This is a genomic window from Streptomyces sp. NPDC005492, assembly GCF_040605995.1.
Taxonomy (GTDB): domain Bacteria; phylum Actinomycetota; class Actinomycetes; order Streptomycetales; family Streptomycetaceae; genus Streptomyces.
In genome coordinates this window covers 1-18,199 of the sequence record NZ_JBEXDX010000034.1, presented here as the reverse complement: position 1 = coordinate 18,199, position 18,199 = coordinate 1, and the positions used below count along the sequence as shown (strand labels likewise).

Here is an 18,199-nt window from a genome sequence, read left to right as displayed (position 1 = left end):
GCCGGCGAAGGGGCCAAGGAAGGGAACGCTTGAAGTGTGGACGCTTCTCAGCCCAGTAGTTCGGTGACCAGTAGATCCAGTTCCTCGGCGTCAGGGGAGCTAAGGAGGAAGTCGCGCAGAGTGCGGCGAATCTGGATGTAGCTTTTGCCGTCCTCGAACTTCAGCTCCGCGATCCGCTCGGCCTCCGCCTCTCCGATCTCCGCGATTCGAACGTGCTTGGGATCGGCCAGGTCGAAGTCTGGGATGGGCAGCTCCCATACGGCCTTGTCAATGTCTCGCTCGTCCTTGCCGTAGGACATGAGCGGGCGCACAGCTTCGGTGGTGTACGGGGAATTGAGTACCGCCAGCAGGTACATGCCCTCCTGCCGAGTGGCAACGGTTCCCCAGTACAACTTGTGCTCGATGACCGCGTTCGGGTCGTCCACCAGAGCCGCCGTGACGTACATCCCAGAAGCTCCGTACACGACCCGCAGCGGTGCGCCGGGGAGCTGATCGGTCAGCTTCTTCCGGAAGTTGAGCTGTTCGATCAGAGAAAGCCGTTCGCTGGCGCGGTTGTCATCCCAGAGTCGTTCCGCATCGCGCCACCATTTCGCCAAGTCTGGGTAACGGTCGAGGTGGTCATGCTCACCGTCCATGAGGGTATTCGTCCCCTCGATGGGCAGGATGACCTTATCGGCACCCATGATCCGGTAGGGGACGACGTGCTCGCCGAGCAGGATGGGCCGGACGAACTGCTTCTCGACCGATCCTTCCCGGTCAGGGAGTTCCTTCCAGGGCTTCTTCTCCAGAGTGCTGCGCTGGGAGCGGACCGAGATTCGACCGCCGCCGAGACCGAGGGGACTGGCAGTCTGCTCCTCAACGAAGAAGAGCACCTTCGGGAAGATGGTTGCCCCGTTCATGAAGCGGTCCCTGTATGGCGAACTGATCAGCCCTTCCTTGGGGTAACGCAGCTCGCCCTTCTGCCGGGTGATCCAGCCCTTGGCGCGTTCCCAGTCAACGGCGCTCTTGGAGATCTTCCCGGTCCAGATCTCGGTCTGCCTGGGCAGTGCGACGGCGCTGTTGCCCTGTTGCCCGATAGCAAGGGAGCGGCGGCGTCCGAAAACGACGGCGGCGGCGCGGGGAAAGAAGTGCGGACGCAGTCGGCGCAGGTCCCAGGACCCAGTGAAGTTGACCTTGACGGGGTGGTCAGGGTCAGCCCAATCTCCGCTACGGAAGCCGGTCCAATAGGGGCGATCCAGCACGGGATTGGGCACGACGAAGGCGAACGTACCGTCCACGCGTAGGTACTGCTGGACCGCGCGGGCAATGAATAGGCCCGACAGATCCTGGTGGGTGGCGACCTCGAACCCCTTCCACAGACCCCGGGCTTGCATCATTGCTTTGAAGGTCTTTTGCATGTACGCGGGCATGTGCCGGTAGGACAGCCAGGGCGGATTGCCGACGAGAACGTCAACACGGTTCTCGGCGCGGGACAGCCACATGGGGCGGGCTAGGTTTCGCACGTAGTAGGACCAGATGTGGTTACGGCCCTCGTCGACCAGGTCGCATAGGACGCGGAAGTTCTCTGTCAGCTCATCCCGGTCATCGGTGTCGGAGACCCCGTGCCGGTTGAAGAGGGCATTGAGGGAGGGCAACTTGCCTTGACTCCGGTGCGGGTCGGCAGCCTTGTCAGCTAGCTCGTTGACGATCGCGTCGAAGCGGCTTGCGTCCTTCAACAAGGCTTCGGAGAAGCGCAGTTCGTTGGTGAAGAGCTGGTTGCCTGTGCCGGTTTGGATAACGAGGTGGCCGTGGTCGATGAGGTCGGTGCGCTGGTCCCACTGGAGGCTGTCGCCAAGGTAGACGGGGACGCTTATCGGGCCGCGCTCCTCAGAGGTAAGTGTCTCGCGGCCGATAGCGAGGAGGTAGGTGACGCGGGCCAACGCCACGGCGACGGGGTGGAGATCGATGCCAGCAACATGGTCGTGGACGCCTTCCAGCGCTTCGCGCAGTGGCAACCCGATGTCCCGTGCGGCAGCCAGGTAGCGGCGGACGCCGTGGAAGAGGAACGTGCCAGAACCACACGACGGGTCCATCATCCGCTGGTTCAGCGGATCGGGGACAGCCTCGGCCACTGTCGCTTCCGCCAGCCAGTCTGGCGTGTAGTACTCGCCCTGCTTCTTACGGGTCTCTGCGGCGATCACCGACTCGTACAGAACCTTCAGTACGTCGTGCTCGACCTTTGACCAGTCGAAGCCGGCGAGGCGACGAGACAAGTCTTGGACGAAGCCCTCGCCACCCTCGGTCTCCAGCGGCCAGCCAAAGAAGTCCGACTCGACTACACCCGAGATCCGCGCCTGTGTGAACAGTTGGCCGTAGACCAGCGAGGCGGGTGGGGTGTCTTTCACGTCGATGCCCATCACCGCATGGGCAATGATCGAGGCCGTGTTCACCAGGAGCGTGTGCTCGATGAACAGATCATCGCTGTCCTCGAACTGGGCACCCAGGGCGCTGCGCAGCAGACGCGACCACAGATCGCGCTTCAGCTGTACGGTCGGCAGACTCTTGTTCTCCTCGTACAGTGCGGCGAGGACTGCCTTGTCGATGGAGTGGGCGACACTGTCCGCTCCAAGGCGGGTCGCGATGGTATCTGGCGTTGGTGCCGCGCCCTCGGACGTCGCCAGGACGCCTTCGAGCCACCGGACCAGGTCCAGCGCCTTGACGTTGCGCTCCCGCGCATCGAAATGGTTTACCTCGTTCAGTTCGTTGTTGACCAGCGTGTAGGCGCGCCAGTCAGCTCCGTCGGTGAGGATGCCGACGTGCCGGCGCTCGCGCTGCTCTGTCCGGGCCCGCACGTACTTCGCCAGCTGCGTGACCGCCTCCTTGCGGATCTTTGGCCGGCTGATGTCCTTCTTGACCTCGATGACGGTCGCGCCCATCTCAATATCGATGCGATGACCGGTCCCGTCGCCCACCTGCGCTTCCAGCATTGGGTCCAGGAGGTCGTGCTCGCCGAGGTTGAGGTCCGCCTCCAGCAGGAACTGGCGGATGTCGGCCTGCAGTGTCGCTTCAGCGCGCACAGCCTTGCGCTCGACGACCCGCTTAAACACGGTGTCGAGCGCGGTAGGCGAGGGAGGGACGGAGAGCGTCAAGGCGAGGGCTCCAAGAGCGTCAAGGCGTATAGGGCAACGAGGGGACGTCTGGTCCCGTCGGCCATTGTCGTGCAGGCGGTGCGTGTCGCACAGCCTTGCCGAGCGAAGCGGCAATTTTAGCTGGTCGTGGGGTGCGGCGCCTCGATGAACTAGTTGAGGAGACCGCGGCGGCGCGGCTGGTTCAGCGGCTCCGGCTCGTACACGGCCAGCAGGGCCGCTTCGGCCCGGTCGGGACTCTTCATGCCGCGGGCCTTCATGCTCTTCTTCGACTCGATGATGCTGTACCCCGCGGTATTCGACCCGAGCTTCGGGGTGGAGAGCTGGATACCGGCCTGCCGGTCGACGCGGAGGCGTAGCCGGCCGGTGCCGGTCGACGGGTCCGGCTGCAAAAGTGCCCTGGTCGCGAGCCACATCTCGTCACGCTTGCGGTACGGGCGCATGACGGCGCCCGGGTCGTCCTGGCTGGGGGATTCGGACACCATGACACCCACGATCTGCGCGTGGTGGGTGCCGTTGTCCGCCCAGACCTCCAGCATGCTGGTGGCGCCGTGGCCGATGCCGTTCTTGTCGATCTTCACGCGGACGGGGTGCGGAGAGTTCAGGGCGGCCGCGAGGCGTTGTGCTGCGCGGATCTCCTCGAGGATCTTCTCCGCGACCTTCACCTGGTTGTCGTTGGCGGTGCCGGAGCTGGCGTGCCGCATCTCGATGGCGTCTCCGACCGCCCTGTAGATCGTGAATTCGTCGCCTCCGTCGGCGGCGACGTCGACGCCGAGCCTGATCCAGGCGCCTTCCTTCACGGTGTGCTTGGCGGTCTCCCCGTCCAGGCCGAGGTCGCAGAGTCGGTGCCAGCCGGGGCCGGTTGGGTCGTCGTTGTTCTGGGCGTCCTCGACCCAGGTCACGGGTATCGCGAGGCCGCCTCCGCCCTTGGGGAACTTAGCGTGGACCTTGGCGATGACGTACGGGTGATCTTCGCCGTACTCGCGGATGGTGCGGTCGACCCAGTCCTGGTCTGGGAGGTGGATGGCGAGGGAGTGCGGGGGGACGCCGTCGGGGCAGTCGTTGCAGTACGGGACGCGTTCCTTGGTGATGGCCGGGGAGTCGAAGGTCGCGATGGGGATGGTGACCGTGGACGGTTCATCGGGGTCCTCGCCCTCCTCGCACAGCGTCTCGAACCAGGACCGCGGATCATCCATCGCGGGGTTGCCGATCGCCAACATCCTCGCGTCACCGGTGAGGAGGTTGTTGGTGCCGTTGCCGATCGTGCGGGCGATACCGCCGGCCTCGTCGACGACGATGAGCAGCTTGGGCGTGCCGTGGATGCCCTGCATCGCGGCTTCGTCGTTCTCGGGCGCGGTGAAGCCGTACGCGACGATGACGTCGTTGCCCCACTGGTCGGGGATCTTCCACTGGGTGGTGTCGCAGTAGCCGGGCAGGCCCGCGCGGGCGACGGTCTTCCTGATGTGCGGCCAGAGCTGGTTACGGACCTGCCGGAATCTCGTCGCGGTGGTGACGATGACCATGGTCCCGGGGGCGTTGACGGCTCCGGCCCAGGCGACGAGCCTGCCCGCGATCCACGTTTTGCCGACGCCGAAGCCGGCCGGGACGGCGATGCGCTTCTTGAAGGGGACGGCGTCGACGATCTCGCGCTGACGGCTCCAAATGCTCTCCCCCAGTACGTCCTCGATGAAGCCACTGGGGGTGTCGTGCCAGAGCCCGTACATCGAGCCGGTGGCCCGCTCGACTTCGCGCATGACGTGCGGCCGTTCGCGGGCGGTGATGTCGTGCTTGAAGGCGTGGCGGCGGGTGGCCGCGGGGGCGCGGAGCAGGATGTCGGCGATGTTGGAGGCGTCACGGGATACGACGCCGGGCTGACGCCCGTTTCGCAGGTCCCGGGCCGGTGGGACCACGCGGGAGCGTGCGGGGGGCGAGAGCTGCGTGCGGGACATGGCGGGGAAGGTGCCGCCAGCAGGGATCTAGTGTCGCGGCCTGGCCGGGGCCCATGCCCAGACCGCCGACCAGGCCGCGAGGGTCCGGCACGATCTCGTCGAGAACGAAGCCACCCCGCCAAGGGGACTTGTGCCGGATGTCTGTTGCCGGGGCGAGGGCCCTGCACCGGGGAGGTGGAGGAGGGTCTTCGCCCCGGCCGAGGGGGCGCGGCCGGAGTGCTTTCCCCGAGGGGATATCGGGGTCAGAGGGCCAGCCGCACTCTGTAGTACGTCGCGCGCCGAATTCCGTTACGCCTTGTCGGTGATCGGGGGCTTCCTGCGCCAGAACTCGGCGCGGATGTCGTCGAAGGGGGAGTCCATCACCAGCAGACGCTCGACGCTGATCGGGCGGGCATCGAGGGTGACTGGTACGCCCGGCACTGTGCCGTCGAGATCCCCGCCCAGCCCCCCGATAAGGGTCAGGACCGCGGCGACGGCCGCGCACTCCAGGCAGCAATCCTCCCGGGCCGCCTCGTCGGCGGACGCGGCCGGCTCCGGCTCCTCGGCGGCGCACTTGTCGGTGGCCGCGGCGGCGCGGGTCGCATCGAGGCTGGCGATCAGGTCCTGCTCCTCCTCGGCGCTCCCTATCGCCTGGCGGAAGATCTCCATCTCCGACTCGACCACGGCGCGCTCCATCGGGGAGAGCCGGAACCACGGGGTGGATTCCTGGCCGGCGCTCCGGAGGAACGCCCGGCGGGTCTCATAGAAGTGCCGGGTCAGGTTCGGCGGAAGCATCGTGCGCGTGGGCATGGATCGCATCGTCATGTCTGGGGGAACGCCAACAGCCGGATTTTGTGACACCCCCCTCCTCGGCGCCCTGTCCCTGCGGCTGTCCGGTGGTTGTTTCGAGAGCCTTCGGAGGTCGATGCGCGCCGATGCCTGAGCGAAGCGAAGGCATCGGAACTCTTACTTCATTGTGGTGCTTGATCTTGTTACTAAAGGCGCCTGATCCACCGGCACCCGGTCCCCCGGCGGCCCCTACACCGGAAGCCGGATTTTCAGGCCCCGGTGACCGGCGCCTGATTTTCAGGCCCCGGTCTGACCTGCGGTGCAAAGGGAAGGCCGGCCCCGAAGGTGCTCGGGACCGGCCGCTGGAACGACGAGGAGCAGTCAGCTTTCGCGCGCCAGGCGGGCCGTCCGCTGCTGCTGCCAGATCAGCTTCTTGGCCACGCCGGCGTGCTCGGCGATTTTCTCGCCGTCCCAGCCATAGGGCTCCTCGGACAGGACGAGGGCTGCCTCCCGCATGAAGACCACTGCGGCACCGCGGCGGGCGCGCGCCGAGGCCACGACGCGGGCCAGTCGCGGCAGCTCCTCGGAGGCATTCTCAACGCGCGGCACACCGGCCTCCTCGGCGAGCTTGGCAAGCTCCGGGGTCGGCACGTGGGCGGGAACCGGCTCCAACTCGACGTGCCCGCTCTCCGTGCGCTTCCAGTTCCTGCCGTACAGCGCCTTGCTCAGGATCTCTCGGTAGGCGGTGGGGGTGACGCCGATCGTCGTGGCGAGGCCCTTGACACGCTCGTAGAACCACAGGGAGGCCACGGCCTTGTCACGGTCCTCGAGGTGCAGGGCGATCTCGGCGTCCGCCTGGCGGATGATGTCGGCTGCGCGCTCAATCCGGTCGTCAGGGCGGGCGATCCGGCCGAGCTCCGCGTTCACGGCCCCTTCCTCCTGCTCGCGCAGGGCCTTGAAGTCGGTCCGCTCGATCTTCTTCTTCGAGTAGGTGATTCCGGCGGTGGGCATGGCTGGCGATTCCCATCTCAAGCTGCGGCGCTTCTGCACCTCGCGCCGACTGGGGTACCCCCCCACGCCTGCGCACAGCCCAAAAGAGTACAGCAACGAGACTCCCGTGTCAGAGGGAGATGCGACGCACCGGCACTGACCTGCACCGGAGCACCGCGAACGCCACGCTGCCCACGATCAGGACGCGCCCTTGCCCGTCTCGTGCCAGTGTCTGGCCGGGGGCTGGGTCGCGGGGGGTGTCCGTGACCGCGATCCGCCCTACACCGAGGTTCAGGCCGTTCGGTATGCGGACAGCCCACAGCAGCACTGAGCCAAGGCACAGACCGCGCGGCCGCCGCACGCGGGCCTGCATCGTGATCCGAGGGCTCACCGGGCGTTGTCCTTCCGTCGGGCCTCACGTTCGGCGTTCCGCCGCTTGTAGTCGGCCCACTCATCACGCGGGAGCAGTGCGCACGCCATCAGCGAGCGGCGCCCGATGATGACCTGCAGACCGCTCCGCCTCGCGTCGGCCTCCGGCCCGTACCGGGTGAAGCCGACCGCGAAGGACGGCGGATAGTTCTTGCGGCTGACGAAGAACACGCCGGCGGTGAACCGCCCGACGTCGACGAAGTGCGGCCGCCGGACGGACAGCCACAGCTCACCGACGAGGAACACGATGGCCGTGACCAGGGACACCGCCCACCACAGCAGGAGGGCGAGCAGCACGGACACAGTCCACTCGCCGACGCGGAACGCGCGGGAGCGGGTCAGAGTCGGCCGGTAGCGGACCGTGCCGGGCAGCCACCGGTACCCGAAGAAGTCCGCGCCGTCCGCCCAGGAGTGGTGCATGGTCGAGCGCTCGGAGTACGAGGCACCGTGCGGCTCGTCGTGCCCGGCGGGCCGCTGGCAGCGCAAACGGACCGAGGAGTGAGCCCAGGTGGGGCACTGCCGTCGCCAGAACCGGTCGAGGCGCCTCATCGGGCGGCCGCCACGGTCGTGGAGCGAACACCGTCGGGGGTGAGCCGGTACTCGCGGCCGTCGGGGTAGCGCACCAGGACCTCGTCGGGCAGCTCCGGCCGGCGGACCTTCCACCCGGCCTCATACGACTCCCGGGGGTGGTCCTCGAACCAGCCGTTGCACGTCGTGCACGCGGTCAGCAGGTTGTGAGCCTGGTTGATCCACGGCTCACGCGCCCCGCCCATGCCGCGGTTCACGCGGTGGTGCACGGTCAGGTCCTGCCGCGAGGCGCAGCGCACGCAGGCGCCGCCGTCCCGCTCGAACACGAGGGCCTTCACCACATCGGTGGGGCCGGTCCGTCGTCGTGCCACAGCACTGGTCTCCTCGTCTGCCCCGGACGCCGGACCGCAGGGAACGCAGTCCAGGTGATCGCGCCCGGGGCGAGGCGGGGAGAGTGGATGGCGGCCGCGCCTTACGTCGCGTCCTCTGCTTGGCGCCATCCTGCGGCGGTGCACGTCGGGCACGGCCGCTTCAGGTGCTCGGTCACCTTCTGGTTCCAGCGGCGGCCATCCCAGCGCAGTGTGGCGAGGTAGCGGGGCACGGCCAGCGCGATCCCCGACCGGGACGGCGGGAGGTCCGGGCAGTAGTACGACGTCGTACGCCCGTTGCTCTTGGCGACCGCGCGCAGCACTCGCTTCCACAGGCCCGGCGGCCGGTTGCCCGGGGGCCCGTAATACTCATCCCGGGTCTGCACCAGGACGCTGAGCGACAGCTTCGGCGCCCCGCGCCCGCTCAGGGACCAGCTGCGGGAGATGGCGCCCTCGTCGGCGAACCGCTGGAAGACGAGGTACACGCCGCCGGGCAGGCGCGTGCAGTTGAAGCCGGTCATCTTCTGCATCAGTTGCTCCTGGTGGTGTCGCGGCGCAGCCGCAGGTGGCACAGCTCGGCGTACTCGGCCTTGGCCTCCACGCCCATGGAGTCGAAGCCCTCCAGGCGGGCGGCCTCCAAGGTGGTGCCGGTGCCGGCGAACGGGTCCAGGACGAGCCCGCCGGGCGGGGTGAGCAGCCGGACCAGCCAGCGCATCAGCGCGACGGGCTTCACCGTGGGGTGCACGGTGCCGTCTGGCAGGCGCGGCCGCTCGCTGGTAGGGGCCTTGGCCTGGTAGCGGAACGCCGGGTAGAAGCGGGAGGCGCCGCCGGAGTCCGCGCCCCGGATCGGCCTGCAGGCGGTCTGGCCCTTGAAGTCGCCGTAGATGTCGCGGAACTTGTCCGAGCCGCGGCGCCGCGGGTTCGCGCCGGAGGTGAGCAGCCCCGACTGACCGTCCAGCTCGGCGACCGGGCACCCCTCGGTGCAGCCGTCCGCGCAACCGTCGACGATCCAGCCGTCCGCGTCGACCGTCCAGGCGTGCGACAGCAGCACGTTGGTCGGCCAACGCCCCTCCGGGTCACCGGGCGGGGTCTTGCACGCCGCGGTGTTCATCGCACCGGTGCCGTACGCCAGGACGTTGGAGGCGACCGTGCCCTCGAGCGGCTTGCGGGCCAGCACGATCGGCTCATGGCCGGGCTTGAGGGCGGTGTTCCAGCCGTCCCAGCGCGCGGCCTCCGCGGTCGCCGGGGCGGTCACGTCGAACGTGTCGGACTGGAGCTGCGGGAACACCCCGGAACCGGCGCGCGCCCGGTGGCCCTTGCCGATGACCTCCCGGTCCTCCCACGCCTCCCCGGGGGTGTTCTTCCGCCCGTTCAGCTCGTGCAGCAGGTCCTCGAGCGCGGCCGGGGCCTCGAAGCCCATCTCTGCCTTCAACCGCTGCCACTGCTCGACGGTCGGCACAGAGGCGGAGCGGCGCTGCGTCGTCCAGTGCTGCGCCATGCCGTTAAAGCCGAACAGGGCGTCGATCTGCGGGTTCGTCCACCCGCACCGGTCGCGGAGCTCGGCGAACTCGGCGGTGAAGCGGCGCCGGGCGGGGTGGTCGTCGCGGCGCCGGTCGATCAGCTTGCCGACGTCCTGACCCTTCGGGAATCCCGTGCCGTACAGCCAGTGCAGGGAATCGCGGATCTCGAAACCGGCGTCCTCCACGGCCACGGCCATGCGGTGGTAGGTGCGGGTCGCGCCGAACGCGGCCAGGTGCCCGCCCGGCTTGAGGACGCGCAGGCACTCCGCCCACAGCTCCACGCTGTACGCGATGCCGGAGGCGTCCCACGCCTTGCCGAGGAACCCCAGCTCGTACGGCGGATCGGTCACGACCGCGTCGACGGACGCGTCGGGGAGGGTCCGAAGGTGGTCGAGGGCGTCGGCGCAGTGCACGACCGGCTCGGGCCCGGTCAGCTCCTCCACGGGTATCAGGGCTTCCTGCCCTGCGGGGGCGAGGCTCGTTGCCGCCACGGGGTCTCCGTCCCGTCCCGCGCGTCGGGCCGGCCTGGGGGTGGCGGCCGCGGGGAGACGGCGGGAGCGAGCCGGGACCATGAGCCGCCGGGGAGGCTTACGTCGCGTCCAGCCGTGTGTGGAACTGCGCCCAGTAGCGCGCATACCCGCGCTGCCCAGGTCAGGTGACGCGGAACGGGCTTGGGAACCGCGTCACCTCACCTCACGGGGTCAAGCCCGCTGGGCGGCGAGCGCCCGCTCGAGGGCGTCGAGCATCGTCACGATGTCGTCGACCTTCACGTAGGAGATCCCGAACGTGACGGTGCCGTCGGCGTTCACGTCGAACTCGTACTCCGCGTAGGTCTGCTCGTCCTCGTAGTGGTACTGGCCGGGCTCCGCCTCAGCGAACCCGCCCGGTCCCTCGTCGAACCAGTCGGCGCCCCAGCACTCCGTCATGGCGGCGCCTACGGCTTCCTTCGGGACGTTCTCGAACTCGATCGTGGCGCGCCCGTGGTCGTCGAGGCAGACCTTCCCCTGTCCCTCCCCGGGCGTCACCCAGCGCAGGGTCGGCCCGAAGCACTGGCAGCGGTCTGCGGGGTTCAGGGCGGGGAACGCTGCGGTGAAGGCTTCCTGTGCTGTCTCCTGGTGAAGCTCCCATGCCCCGTACCAGCAATCGAGTGCCTGTGTGACGTGTGGCTGCATACGTGCTCCCGTCTGCCCAGGCCGCGGGGCCGTCGAGTGGCGGCCGCGGGGCGCGGCTCGGGCGACGGCGCACCGTGTCGGCTGCGGACGGCTTACGTCCGGTGAAACCCCAGGTCAGACGTTGAGACGTCGATCACGTCCCGCGCGGGGGCCCTGGTTGCCATGACGGAGGGCGGGGTGCCGGGTACGACTGCGCCCCAGTCGCGGAGTTGTGCGGCCGGGGCGCGGAGGGGCTGTGTGAGGGGCTACGCCTCGGTGCCGCTGGAGATGCCGCCCGTCGCGCCGCTGTCGCACTCGGGGTCGAAGATGTTGCACGACCTGGCGGTCGGGTCCGGGGGCATGGTGGGGGTCGGCATCGGGGTGGGCATCGAGCCGCCGGACGGCGTCGGGGTGCTCGGGCTCGGCGTTGCCGTCGCGGTGGGCGATGGCTTCGGGTCCGGCTTCGTCGACGAGCCGTCCCGGACACCGAGCACGCCGAACACGACCGTGACGAGCAGGTTGACCAGGAGCAGGGCCAGGATCGCGCGGCTGTAGCGCACGCAGGGGCGGCAGGTGCCGTCCGAGATGAGTTCGGCGGGCTCCAGCGCGGTCGTGCACGGGGAGCTGCAGGGGGCCTTGGGGGCGGGGACTGACACGGCGGGTCCTTCCGTCCGGGAACTGGGACCGCGGACGGTGTCCGACCCCGCTGGCTTGTGTCGCGCCGTCACTTACGCACAGAGATGCGGGGCGGCGCGGCCGGGACCTTGACGGCGGGAGCCTTCGGGGCGGCGGGAGCCTTGGGCGCGGCCGGGGCCTTGGCGGCGGGAGCCTTCGGCGCGGAGCGGGCGGTCCTCGAGGATTCGGCGGCCGCGGTCGTCCCGCCGTACGGCAGGCACGTCACGGGGTCCACGGTGCCCGCGATGGCAGGGGCGCACCGGCCGGGGTTGGTGTCGCTGTCGTCGTCGACGGCATGGTCAGCCAAGAGCGCGACCAGGAGCACCAGGGCGAGCACGAGCGCACCGACCGCGACGGAGATGATCAGGCGGGAATCTCGGTCGTCCGGCGCGGGGAGCTTGGTCATGGGCAGCTTGGTCACGGCGTGGCCTTCCAGGCGGAGGGATGAGGCCGCGGATCGTGGAGGCCGGGACGGTCTTGCGTCGCGCCCTGCCAGACGGGCGCCCGGTTCGGCACGCCTACAGTCGGGGCATGAACACGATCCCGGAGCCGGAGCCGGCCCGCCCGTGGCGCCCGGAGGACGGGCCGCCCCCGGAGGTGTGGACGTGGCCGAACAGCGACCGCCCGGCGCTCAAGGTGTGGTCGGCCGGGGCGTGGCGGTACGCGCAGGTGATGGCGCGGCAGAACTGGGCGGACGGGACGGTCCGCTATCAGGTTGAGGTGGACCTACGCGGGGACACCATGGTCACGGTCCGTACGTACCAGTGGCCACAGCCCGGGTTGCGGAAGGGCTACGACAGCGGCTCGCAGCCGTCCAGGGGGGCAGACGAGCGGCGGCAGGGGGAGATGCCCCGGCGCGACCCTGCTGGGCAGTGACAGGGCTGCGCAGGCCGTTAGCGGGTCACCATGCTTCGGAGCCTAGTTCGAGTGGCTGACAGTCCTCGGGTACGTCGACGGTCACGGTTGGGTTCAGGTGGTCCACGAGGGCCGCGGCGAGCCTCTGGCGCAGCATCCGTTCGTAGGCGGCGCGGTACGGCGGATCTTTGGAGATGCACTCCCAGGCGGCGCGGTCTACCTCGTCCTGGGCCGTGACGGTCTCGCCGTTCACGGTGACCGTCGCGGTCAGGATGACGCGCGGCCCGAACGGGTTGAAGGCCACGCCGTACACGGGCCGGACGGGTCGGGGTTGCTCATGCCACAGGGAACGGCGCGCGGCGCCAGGCTGTGACATGCGGGTCCGGGAACGGCGAACGCCCGGCCTCCGCGGGGTGCGGGGGCCGGGCGTGCCCGGGGCGCCGGGGCTAGGTGATCAGCTCGAAGTCGTCCTGGGTGAGCATGTTGTCCATGTCGTAGAGCTGGGCGAGGTAGTCGCGCACCAGGGCCTCGCCGAGGACGCCGAACATGCCGGACAGGACGATCGCGGCCATGACCGGGGAGACGACGTCGGCGGCCTGCTGGAAGGCGCTCGTCCGGCTGCCCCGCCACGGATAGGAGCGGCGGAACCCGACGAGCAGCCCGGCCTCCGCCTCGGTGAGCCGGTATCCGTCACTCTCGCGCTTCCAGGTGCGGGACTTGCCGGTGAGGCACCAGGACGGGCCGTCGGCGGAGAAGCAGTTCCCGCCCTTGGCGCGGCCGGTCTTCGGGTCGATCGGGCGGGTGCCGCGGGTGTTGACGCGCTCGCCGGGCTGCCAGCCGAGGGCCTGCGCCATGGTCGTCGCGGGGAGCGGCCGGATGCGGCGGGTGACCGTGGGCGAGTAGGTACGGGAGGCGATCATGTAGACGCGCTTGCGGCGGGAGGGCAGGCCGTAGTCGGCGGCCTCCATGATCTCGCGGCTGGTGTAGAACCACTCGGCACACGAGAACTCGCACGACAGGTCGTCGAGGATCTCCTCGGGCAGGTTGCTGGACTGCTCCATGGCCATCCAGCGGATCGGCGCACCGGCGGCCTGCAGAGCGAGCGGCCAGATGACGACCTCGAGCATGAGGGCGATGCGCGGGTCCGTGACGTCGGCGGCCATCTCGCGGACCTCGTCCCAGGAGGCGCCAGAGCGCGGGGCGAAGCCGTCGCCGTGGCACCCCTTGCCGTCGGGGTCGTCCGGGTCGCAACCGCACTCGTCGTCGTAGTCGTTGTGGTGCCACTCCATCGGGATGAACCCGGCGGCCTCACCGACGTAGGCGATGGCGTCGCACAGGATCTGAACGTTGCCCTGCTCCAGGCCGGAGAGCTTGCCCGCCGGGGAGAAGGTCGGGCACGGGGGGCTGATGATGACGGCGACGGTGTGACGCAGCGCGATGTGCTCGGGGTCGAGGGTGGTGATGTCGGCGCAGATGCGGCGGTGTCCGGCAGCGCGGGCGGTGGCGCAGGCGTCTTCGGAGATGTCCACGCCGACGGCGTCGACCTTGACCCCGAGGACGGCGGCGATGCCCTCGGACCAGCCGCCGGGGCCCGCGAACAGCTCGACGACGCGGATCGGGTCGCCGGGGAGCGGGGCGAGCAGCCACTCGGCGGGCCAGGGGGCGGCGGCCTCTTCGAGGATGGGGCGGACCTTGGCGGGGATGGGCAGACCGGCCTTGCGGGCGAGCGTGGCGACGTGGATTGCGGTCTTGACCTTGGCGGGCAGGTCCCTCATCTGCGGTGTCCTTCGTTCGGGCTTCGTTGGTGGCTGCTCTCCACCAACACCCCACACAATACAGCAATGAGACTCGTATACCGCGGGAATAGGGAAAAACCCTGATGGAATCGCACGGCTGCACTCCGATAAGGGGGCGGTGCGCCCGGCGTGGTCGGGGCCGGGCGCACCGCCCGGGATCACTCGACGCCGAGGCCGGCCTCGACGGTCAGCCGCTCCCACTCCGTCTCGGCGCGCCACCGGATCGCCTTCTCCGCGCAGCACTCCGACCGCCAGCACACGCACCGGTAGCAGTCCTGGCAGTCCTGCCGACGGTCGCATGCGCACCGGCAGTCGTGCGGGCGGCATCCCTCCTTGTGGTCCACCGGGTTCAGCACCGCGGCGAGCAGCGGCAGAGCGGCGTCCAGCATCGCGAACGCGCGGCGGCCAACCTCCTCCTCGTCCAAGAGCGTCCGGTTCTCCTCGTGCATCCGGTACAGGGCGCGCCCGATCACCGTCGGGTCGTGCCGCGGGCATCCCTCCTCGCCGGGCTTCACCTCCGTCCGGCACGTCCGACAGAACACGCCGAGGAACGGGTGCGGGGCCACCCCCGCGTACCGGGCCCACTGGTCCAGGAGGACGCCGTTCGCCTCGAGCGTGGAGTCGAGCAGCGGGCGGATGCGGTCCAGCTCCCCGAGCAGGTCGCGCACCTCCGGCGACGAGTCGGCGGCGGCGCGGATCTCGGCCAGGCGCTCGTCGGGCAGCGGGTCCTCGCCGGGGCGGTGGCCGGGCTTGGGCGCGGGCTGATCAGCGGGCATGCGGCGCCACTCGTATCCGTCGGCGATTTCCGTCCACATGAGGCTGTTCGGCAGGCCGCCGTCGACGCCGGGAAGTTCGCCCTCCCGAGCGGCGCGTTCCATGACGCGGTCGGCGGTCTCGTCTCCGCGGCCGGTGAGCGTGAGCTTCTGGCCGGTCGCCAGGTTCGTTGCGATGACGGTGAACTCAGACAACGTGGTGTGTCCTTCCAGGGGTGGGGTCCGCCCCCGAGGCCAGCCTCGGGGGCGCCGGGCGGTCAGCGGCAGAGCTGCGGGGCGAGGGAGATCAGGAAGTCCGCGCCGATGCCGTGGAGGTCGACGGACGCCGGGGTCGTGTCGTGCGCGCGGGCCTGGGCGTCGGCGGCCGGGGTGGCGTAGCCGTACGGGCCGGGGCCGGGGCCAGTGCTGAACGCGAGTCCGCCCTGGTCGGTCTGCTCGACGTGCCCGTGCCGGGCGAGGACGGCGGCCAGGCGGCGCTGCAGACGTCCGCGGACGCGGGGGATCTCGGGGCGGCCGTCGGCGGCTGGGGGCAGGAAGTAGGTCACGGCCTTCTCGACGGCGCGCACCGGGCCCTGTATCTGGACATCGGCCACGGGGTTCGTGCCGTGCAGGGTGACGGAGTACCGGGCGCCGGACGGCGCGCCCCACGCCAGGGTGGACGTGTTCGCCAGGAGGCCGATCCGGTTGTACGTTGCCGCGCCCTGCAGGCGCATCGCGTGCCCGATCTCGTTCAGCAGCTCCAGCCGTCCCATGACGCGCGGGCCGTCCTTCGCGGCGCGTCCGGCGGCCTCGTCGTCGAGGACAGGCAGGACCAGGCGCAGCGCCTCACGCGCGATGACGGCCGGGCTCAGGCTCTCGAGCTGGAGGTCGGGGCGGGTCGGCTCACGGTCAGGGAGCTGCCAGCCGATCTGCGTGTCCCAGGTGCGAGCGACCAGGACCAGGGCGCGGCCACCCTGCACGAGGCGGGCGGCGGGGTACCGGGCCGTCCACCACGCGGCGTAGGGCTCGACGGTCCACGGAATGCCGGCCCGCTCCGGGAGGAGTGCGGCGACGCCTCCGGCGAGGGTCTGGGCGGGGCAGACAGGGCGGGCGGGGGCGGTGGCGATCGGGGTCATGGCGAGGACCTTTCGAGGGGGGCCGCGCCCCCGTGAGCAGGCGGGGGCGCGGCCGGGCGGGGTGAGGGTCAGACCAGGTGCGCGGACGCGGAGAGCAGGAAGTCGATGCCGACGGCGCCGACCTGGGCGCACACGCGGGTGTCGCCGTCGACGGGGTCACCGAGCTCGGCGCGGGAGGGGAGCGCGATCCAGCCGTGCAGGTCCCGGTAGCCGCCGAACTCGACCTCGTCGGCGTCGACGGGGCGGAGCTGCGGGAACCGGTCCGTCAGGTGCCGCGTGAAGGCGCTCCCCGCGTCCGTGGGGGTGTGGCCACCGAGCGGGGGCAGGAGGACCGGCAGCGCGCCGTACAGGCCGCTCACGGGGCCGTCGTAGGTCAGGTGGAAGTTCCCGGCGCAGCCGTACGCCCACACGGCCCACTCGGCGCCGCTCTCGGCCGTCCACTCCAGGCCGGGGCCGTCGCACCGCTCACTGGCCTGGGGGTTGGCGCCGTGGTCGATCAGGTGGAACCCGAACTCCGTCAGCTCCGTGCCCTTGTGGTGCATGATCCGCTGCCACTGCTGCATGCCGTCGCTCGCGGTGTCGTGGGCGGCGGCGCGGGTGGCGTCGGCGTCCAGGTCGGGCAGGGCCCAGCGCAGGGCGCGCGCGGCGAGCGCGGCGACGGATGCCGGGTCGGTGGAGTCGGCGACGGCGTCCGGGGTGATGGGGAACAGGTTGGGCCGGTCGGCGTACAGCTCGACGCGGTTGCCCTCCTCCACGAGGATCAGGGCGCGGCGGCCATCGGTGATCCGGGACGTGGCGGCGTTGTTGCGGATGCCGTACGGGGCCGGGCCGACCTTCCACGCCTTGCCCCGGCGGGCGGGCAGGAGGGCGGCGAGCGGGGCGGCGGTGGTCGCTTCGGCGACGGCGGGCAGGGTCACGGCTGGTGTTCCTTCGGTTCGGGCGGTTCCGGCGCGGTGCTCTCCGGCCGGGTGATCTGGTCATGCGGGTGGTGCTTGCGTCGCGCCCCGGGGCGGCTCGTACGTCCGGGCCCCGGGGCGCGACGGGCGGTGTGGCTGTGGGCCAGTGGGCCGGGCGGGGGCGGCTTGCGTCGCGTCCCGCCCGGCGGGCGCCTACGGGCGGCAGCGGTTCGTGGTGAATGCGGTGCAGTCGTCGGGGCAGGCGTGGATGTACTCGGCGCACAGGAGGAGGCGCACGTTCATGGGGCCCTGGGCGCGGCGGGGGGTGCCGTCGTTGCCGTGGATCAGCTCGACGCGGAGGACCTTGCCGGAGCGCGCGCCGATCTGGAGAGTGCCGAAGGTGCCGTGCTTGCCGCCCGCGTTGAGGACGATCCGGCGGACGCCCCGGCGGGTGCCGCCCTCGGAGGGGCGCAGTCCCTCCTTCTCGGCGAGCCGGATGACGCCGACGGTGTACGGCGTGAGGCCGGTGAGGTCGAGCGGCGCGGGCTCGGCGGCCGGAGCCGGGGCGGGCTCGGTGGTGGGCTGGTGGCAGGGGCGGGCGACGTCGGCGGCCACGGCCTCAGCGAGGCGGGCGTGCTTCCAGTGCAGGGTGAACGCGGCTTCGAGCGCGGCAGTGGTGTTCTCCCGGTTCTCATGCGCGTCGGTGATGGCGAGGTAATGGCCGTGGAGGGCGAGCAGGCGGGCGAACAGGTCGCCTTCCTGGGCGATCAGCACGGGCCCGCCGGGGAACAGCGACGGGGGCAGCTCGATCTCGTTGCCGAACACGGGCACGGTGACGTACTGCGTGAAGTGGGGCGGGAAGCCGATGCCGGGGTTGTCGATGGCGACCGTGTTGGCGGTGAGCAACGCGTGCGAGGCGTCGAAGTCGATCGTGTTCGTGATCACGATGCCGTCCCAGTTGCCGGGTTCCTCGGTCTCCAGCGAGTGCGCGGCGGTGTCGAGCAGGTCGGCGATCAGGGCGAGCGCGCGGCGGCCCTTGTCGTCGAGGACGACGGTGGTGGAGGTGGCGCGGGTGCGGGCGATGGTGGCGATGGTGCGGGCGCGGTGGGCGGCGGCGAGGGCGTTGGGCGTGGCGGGCATGGGCGTCTCCGTCTCCGGGCGTGAAGGGTGAGGTGGGGGGCCGGGGGGCGGCCGGGGGGAAGGGCCGCGCCCCCGCGGTCTGGGGGTCGGTCAGGCGGCGATCAGCGCGGCGCGGACGGCC

The 18,199-nt window shown here is 70.5% G+C and carries 18 protein-coding genes; 1 reads left to right on the top strand and 17 read right to left on the bottom strand.

Annotated elements, in window-relative coordinates; translation table 11 throughout:
- Positions 1 to 47: 47 nt before the first annotated feature.
- The 11 genes from ABZT04_RS33390 to ABZT04_RS33340 form a co-directional block, all read right to left on the bottom strand.
- The gene (locus ABZT04_RS33390) at positions 48 to 3,128 is read right to left on the bottom strand and encodes an N-6 DNA methylase (RefSeq protein WP_356060874.1); all 3,081 of its coding nucleotides are present in this window, start codon (positions 3,126 to 3,128) and stop codon (positions 48 to 50) included.
- A 149-nt stretch (positions 3,129 to 3,277) separates the two neighbouring features.
- Positions 3,278 to 5,074, bottom strand: coding sequence for a hypothetical protein (locus ABZT04_RS33385; protein ID WP_356060872.1), 1,797 nt, complete (start codon positions 5,072 to 5,074; stop codon positions 3,278 to 3,280).
- 288 nt (positions 5,075 to 5,362) lie between these two features.
- Positions 5,363 to 5,863: a hypothetical protein gene (locus ABZT04_RS33380; protein WP_356060870.1), complete on the bottom strand. Its 501-nt coding sequence runs from the start codon at positions 5,861 to 5,863 to the stop codon at positions 5,363 to 5,365.
- 360 nt (positions 5,864 to 6,223) lie between these two features.
- Positions 6,224 to 6,853: a hypothetical protein gene (locus tag ABZT04_RS33375; RefSeq protein WP_356060868.1), complete on the bottom strand. Its 630-nt coding sequence runs from the start codon at positions 6,851 to 6,853 to the stop codon at positions 6,224 to 6,226.
- A gap of 366 nt (positions 6,854 to 7,219) precedes the next feature.
- Positions 7,220 to 7,810, bottom strand: coding sequence for a hypothetical protein (locus tag ABZT04_RS33370; RefSeq protein WP_356060866.1), 591 nt, complete (start codon positions 7,808 to 7,810; stop codon positions 7,220 to 7,222).
- Positions 7,807 to 8,160, bottom strand: coding sequence for a hypothetical protein (locus ABZT04_RS33365; protein WP_356060864.1), 354 nt, complete (start codon positions 8,158 to 8,160; stop codon positions 7,807 to 7,809). The genes ABZT04_RS33370 and ABZT04_RS33365 overlap by 4 nt, the downstream gene beginning before the upstream one ends.
- A gap of 101 nt (positions 8,161 to 8,261) precedes the next feature.
- On the bottom strand, positions 8,262 to 8,687 hold the full coding sequence (locus ABZT04_RS33360; RefSeq protein WP_356060862.1) for a hypothetical protein: 426 nt from the start codon (positions 8,685 to 8,687) through the stop codon (positions 8,262 to 8,264).
- Complete coding sequence (locus ABZT04_RS33355; RefSeq protein WP_356060860.1) at positions 8,687 to 10,168, bottom strand: DNA methyltransferase; 1,482 nt, start codon at positions 10,166 to 10,168, stop codon at positions 8,687 to 8,689. The genes ABZT04_RS33360 and ABZT04_RS33355 overlap by 1 nt, the downstream gene beginning before the upstream one ends.
- A 210-nt stretch (positions 10,169 to 10,378) precedes the next feature.
- Positions 10,379 to 10,702: a hypothetical protein gene (locus ABZT04_RS33350; protein ID WP_356060858.1), complete on the bottom strand. Its 324-nt coding sequence runs from the start codon at positions 10,700 to 10,702 to the stop codon at positions 10,379 to 10,381.
- A gap of 392 nt (positions 10,703 to 11,094) precedes the next feature.
- Positions 11,095 to 11,484 (bottom strand): hypothetical protein, encoded by a 390-nt coding sequence (locus tag ABZT04_RS33345; RefSeq protein WP_356060856.1) that lies wholly within the window; start codon positions 11,482 to 11,484, stop codon positions 11,095 to 11,097.
- 68 nt (positions 11,485 to 11,552) lie between these two features.
- Positions 11,553 to 11,924 (bottom strand): hypothetical protein, encoded by a 372-nt coding sequence (locus tag ABZT04_RS33340; protein ID WP_356060854.1) that lies wholly within the window; start codon positions 11,922 to 11,924, stop codon positions 11,553 to 11,555.
- A gap of 110 nt (positions 11,925 to 12,034) precedes the next feature.
- Here ABZT04_RS33340 and ABZT04_RS33335 point away from each other — a divergent pair, with 110 nt between their 5' ends.
- On the top strand, positions 12,035 to 12,379 hold the full coding sequence (locus ABZT04_RS33335; protein ID WP_356060852.1) for a hypothetical protein: 345 nt from the start codon (positions 12,035 to 12,037) through the stop codon (positions 12,377 to 12,379).
- A gap of 25 nt (positions 12,380 to 12,404) precedes the next feature.
- Here the strand turns inward: ABZT04_RS33335 and ABZT04_RS33330 are convergent, their stop codons facing one another.
- The 6 genes from ABZT04_RS33330 to ABZT04_RS33305 form a co-directional block, all read right to left on the bottom strand.
- Positions 12,405 to 12,662: a hypothetical protein gene (locus tag ABZT04_RS33330; RefSeq protein ID WP_356060850.1), complete on the bottom strand. Its 258-nt coding sequence runs from the start codon at positions 12,660 to 12,662 to the stop codon at positions 12,405 to 12,407.
- A gap of 142 nt (positions 12,663 to 12,804) precedes the next feature.
- Positions 12,805 to 14,133, bottom strand: a complete 1,329-nt coding sequence (locus tag ABZT04_RS33325) for a DNA cytosine methyltransferase (protein WP_356060848.1) — start codon at positions 14,131 to 14,133, stop codon at positions 12,805 to 12,807.
- A 179-nt stretch (positions 14,134 to 14,312) separates the two neighbouring features.
- Complete coding sequence (locus ABZT04_RS33320; RefSeq protein WP_356060846.1) at positions 14,313 to 15,122, bottom strand: hypothetical protein; 810 nt, start codon at positions 15,120 to 15,122, stop codon at positions 14,313 to 14,315.
- Between the two features lie 62 nt (positions 15,123 to 15,184).
- Positions 15,185 to 16,042, bottom strand: a complete 858-nt coding sequence (locus ABZT04_RS33315; RefSeq protein WP_356060844.1) for a hypothetical protein — start codon at positions 16,040 to 16,042, stop codon at positions 15,185 to 15,187.
- A gap of 68 nt (positions 16,043 to 16,110) precedes the next feature.
- Positions 16,111 to 16,959, bottom strand: coding sequence for a hypothetical protein (locus tag ABZT04_RS33310; protein WP_356060842.1), 849 nt, complete (start codon positions 16,957 to 16,959; stop codon positions 16,111 to 16,113).
- Between the two features lie 192 nt (positions 16,960 to 17,151).
- Positions 17,152 to 18,078 (bottom strand): hypothetical protein, encoded by a 927-nt coding sequence (locus ABZT04_RS33305; RefSeq protein ID WP_356060840.1) that lies wholly within the window; start codon positions 18,076 to 18,078, stop codon positions 17,152 to 17,154.
- Positions 18,079 to 18,199: the final 121 nt, after the last annotated feature.

Excerpts from the sequence above, each read along its gene's own strand:
- ABZT04_RS33385 (WP_356060872.1), bottom strand. The coding sequence starts at position 5,074 with ATGTCCCGCACGCAGCTCTCGCCCCCCGCACGCTCCCGCGTGGTCCCA.
- ABZT04_RS33380 (WP_356060870.1), bottom strand. The coding sequence starts at position 5,863 with ATGCCCACGCGCACGATGCTTCCGCCGAACCTGACCCGGCACTTCTAT.
- ABZT04_RS33375 (WP_356060868.1), bottom strand. The coding sequence starts at position 6,853 with ATGCCCACCGCCGGAATCACCTACTCGAAGAAGAAGATCGAGCGGACC.
- ABZT04_RS33370 (WP_356060866.1), bottom strand. The coding sequence starts at position 7,810 with ATGAGGCGCCTCGACCGGTTCTGGCGACGGCAGTGCCCCACCTGGGCT.
- ABZT04_RS33360 (WP_356060862.1), bottom strand. The coding sequence starts at position 8,687 with ATGCAGAAGATGACCGGCTTCAACTGCACGCGCCTGCCCGGCGGCGTG.
- ABZT04_RS33335 (WP_356060852.1), top strand. The coding sequence starts at position 12,035 with ATGAACACGATCCCGGAGCCGGAGCCGGCCCGCCCGTGGCGCCCGGAG.
- ABZT04_RS33325 (WP_356060848.1), bottom strand. The coding sequence starts at position 14,133 with ATGAGGGACCTGCCCGCCAAGGTCAAGACCGCAATCCACGTCGCCACG.
- ABZT04_RS33315 (WP_356060844.1), bottom strand. The coding sequence starts at position 16,042 with ATGACCCCGATCGCCACCGCCCCCGCCCGCCCTGTCTGCCCCGCCCAG.
- ABZT04_RS33305 (WP_356060840.1), bottom strand. The coding sequence starts at position 18,078 with ATGCCCGCCACGCCCAACGCCCTCGCCGCCGCCCACCGCGCCCGCACC.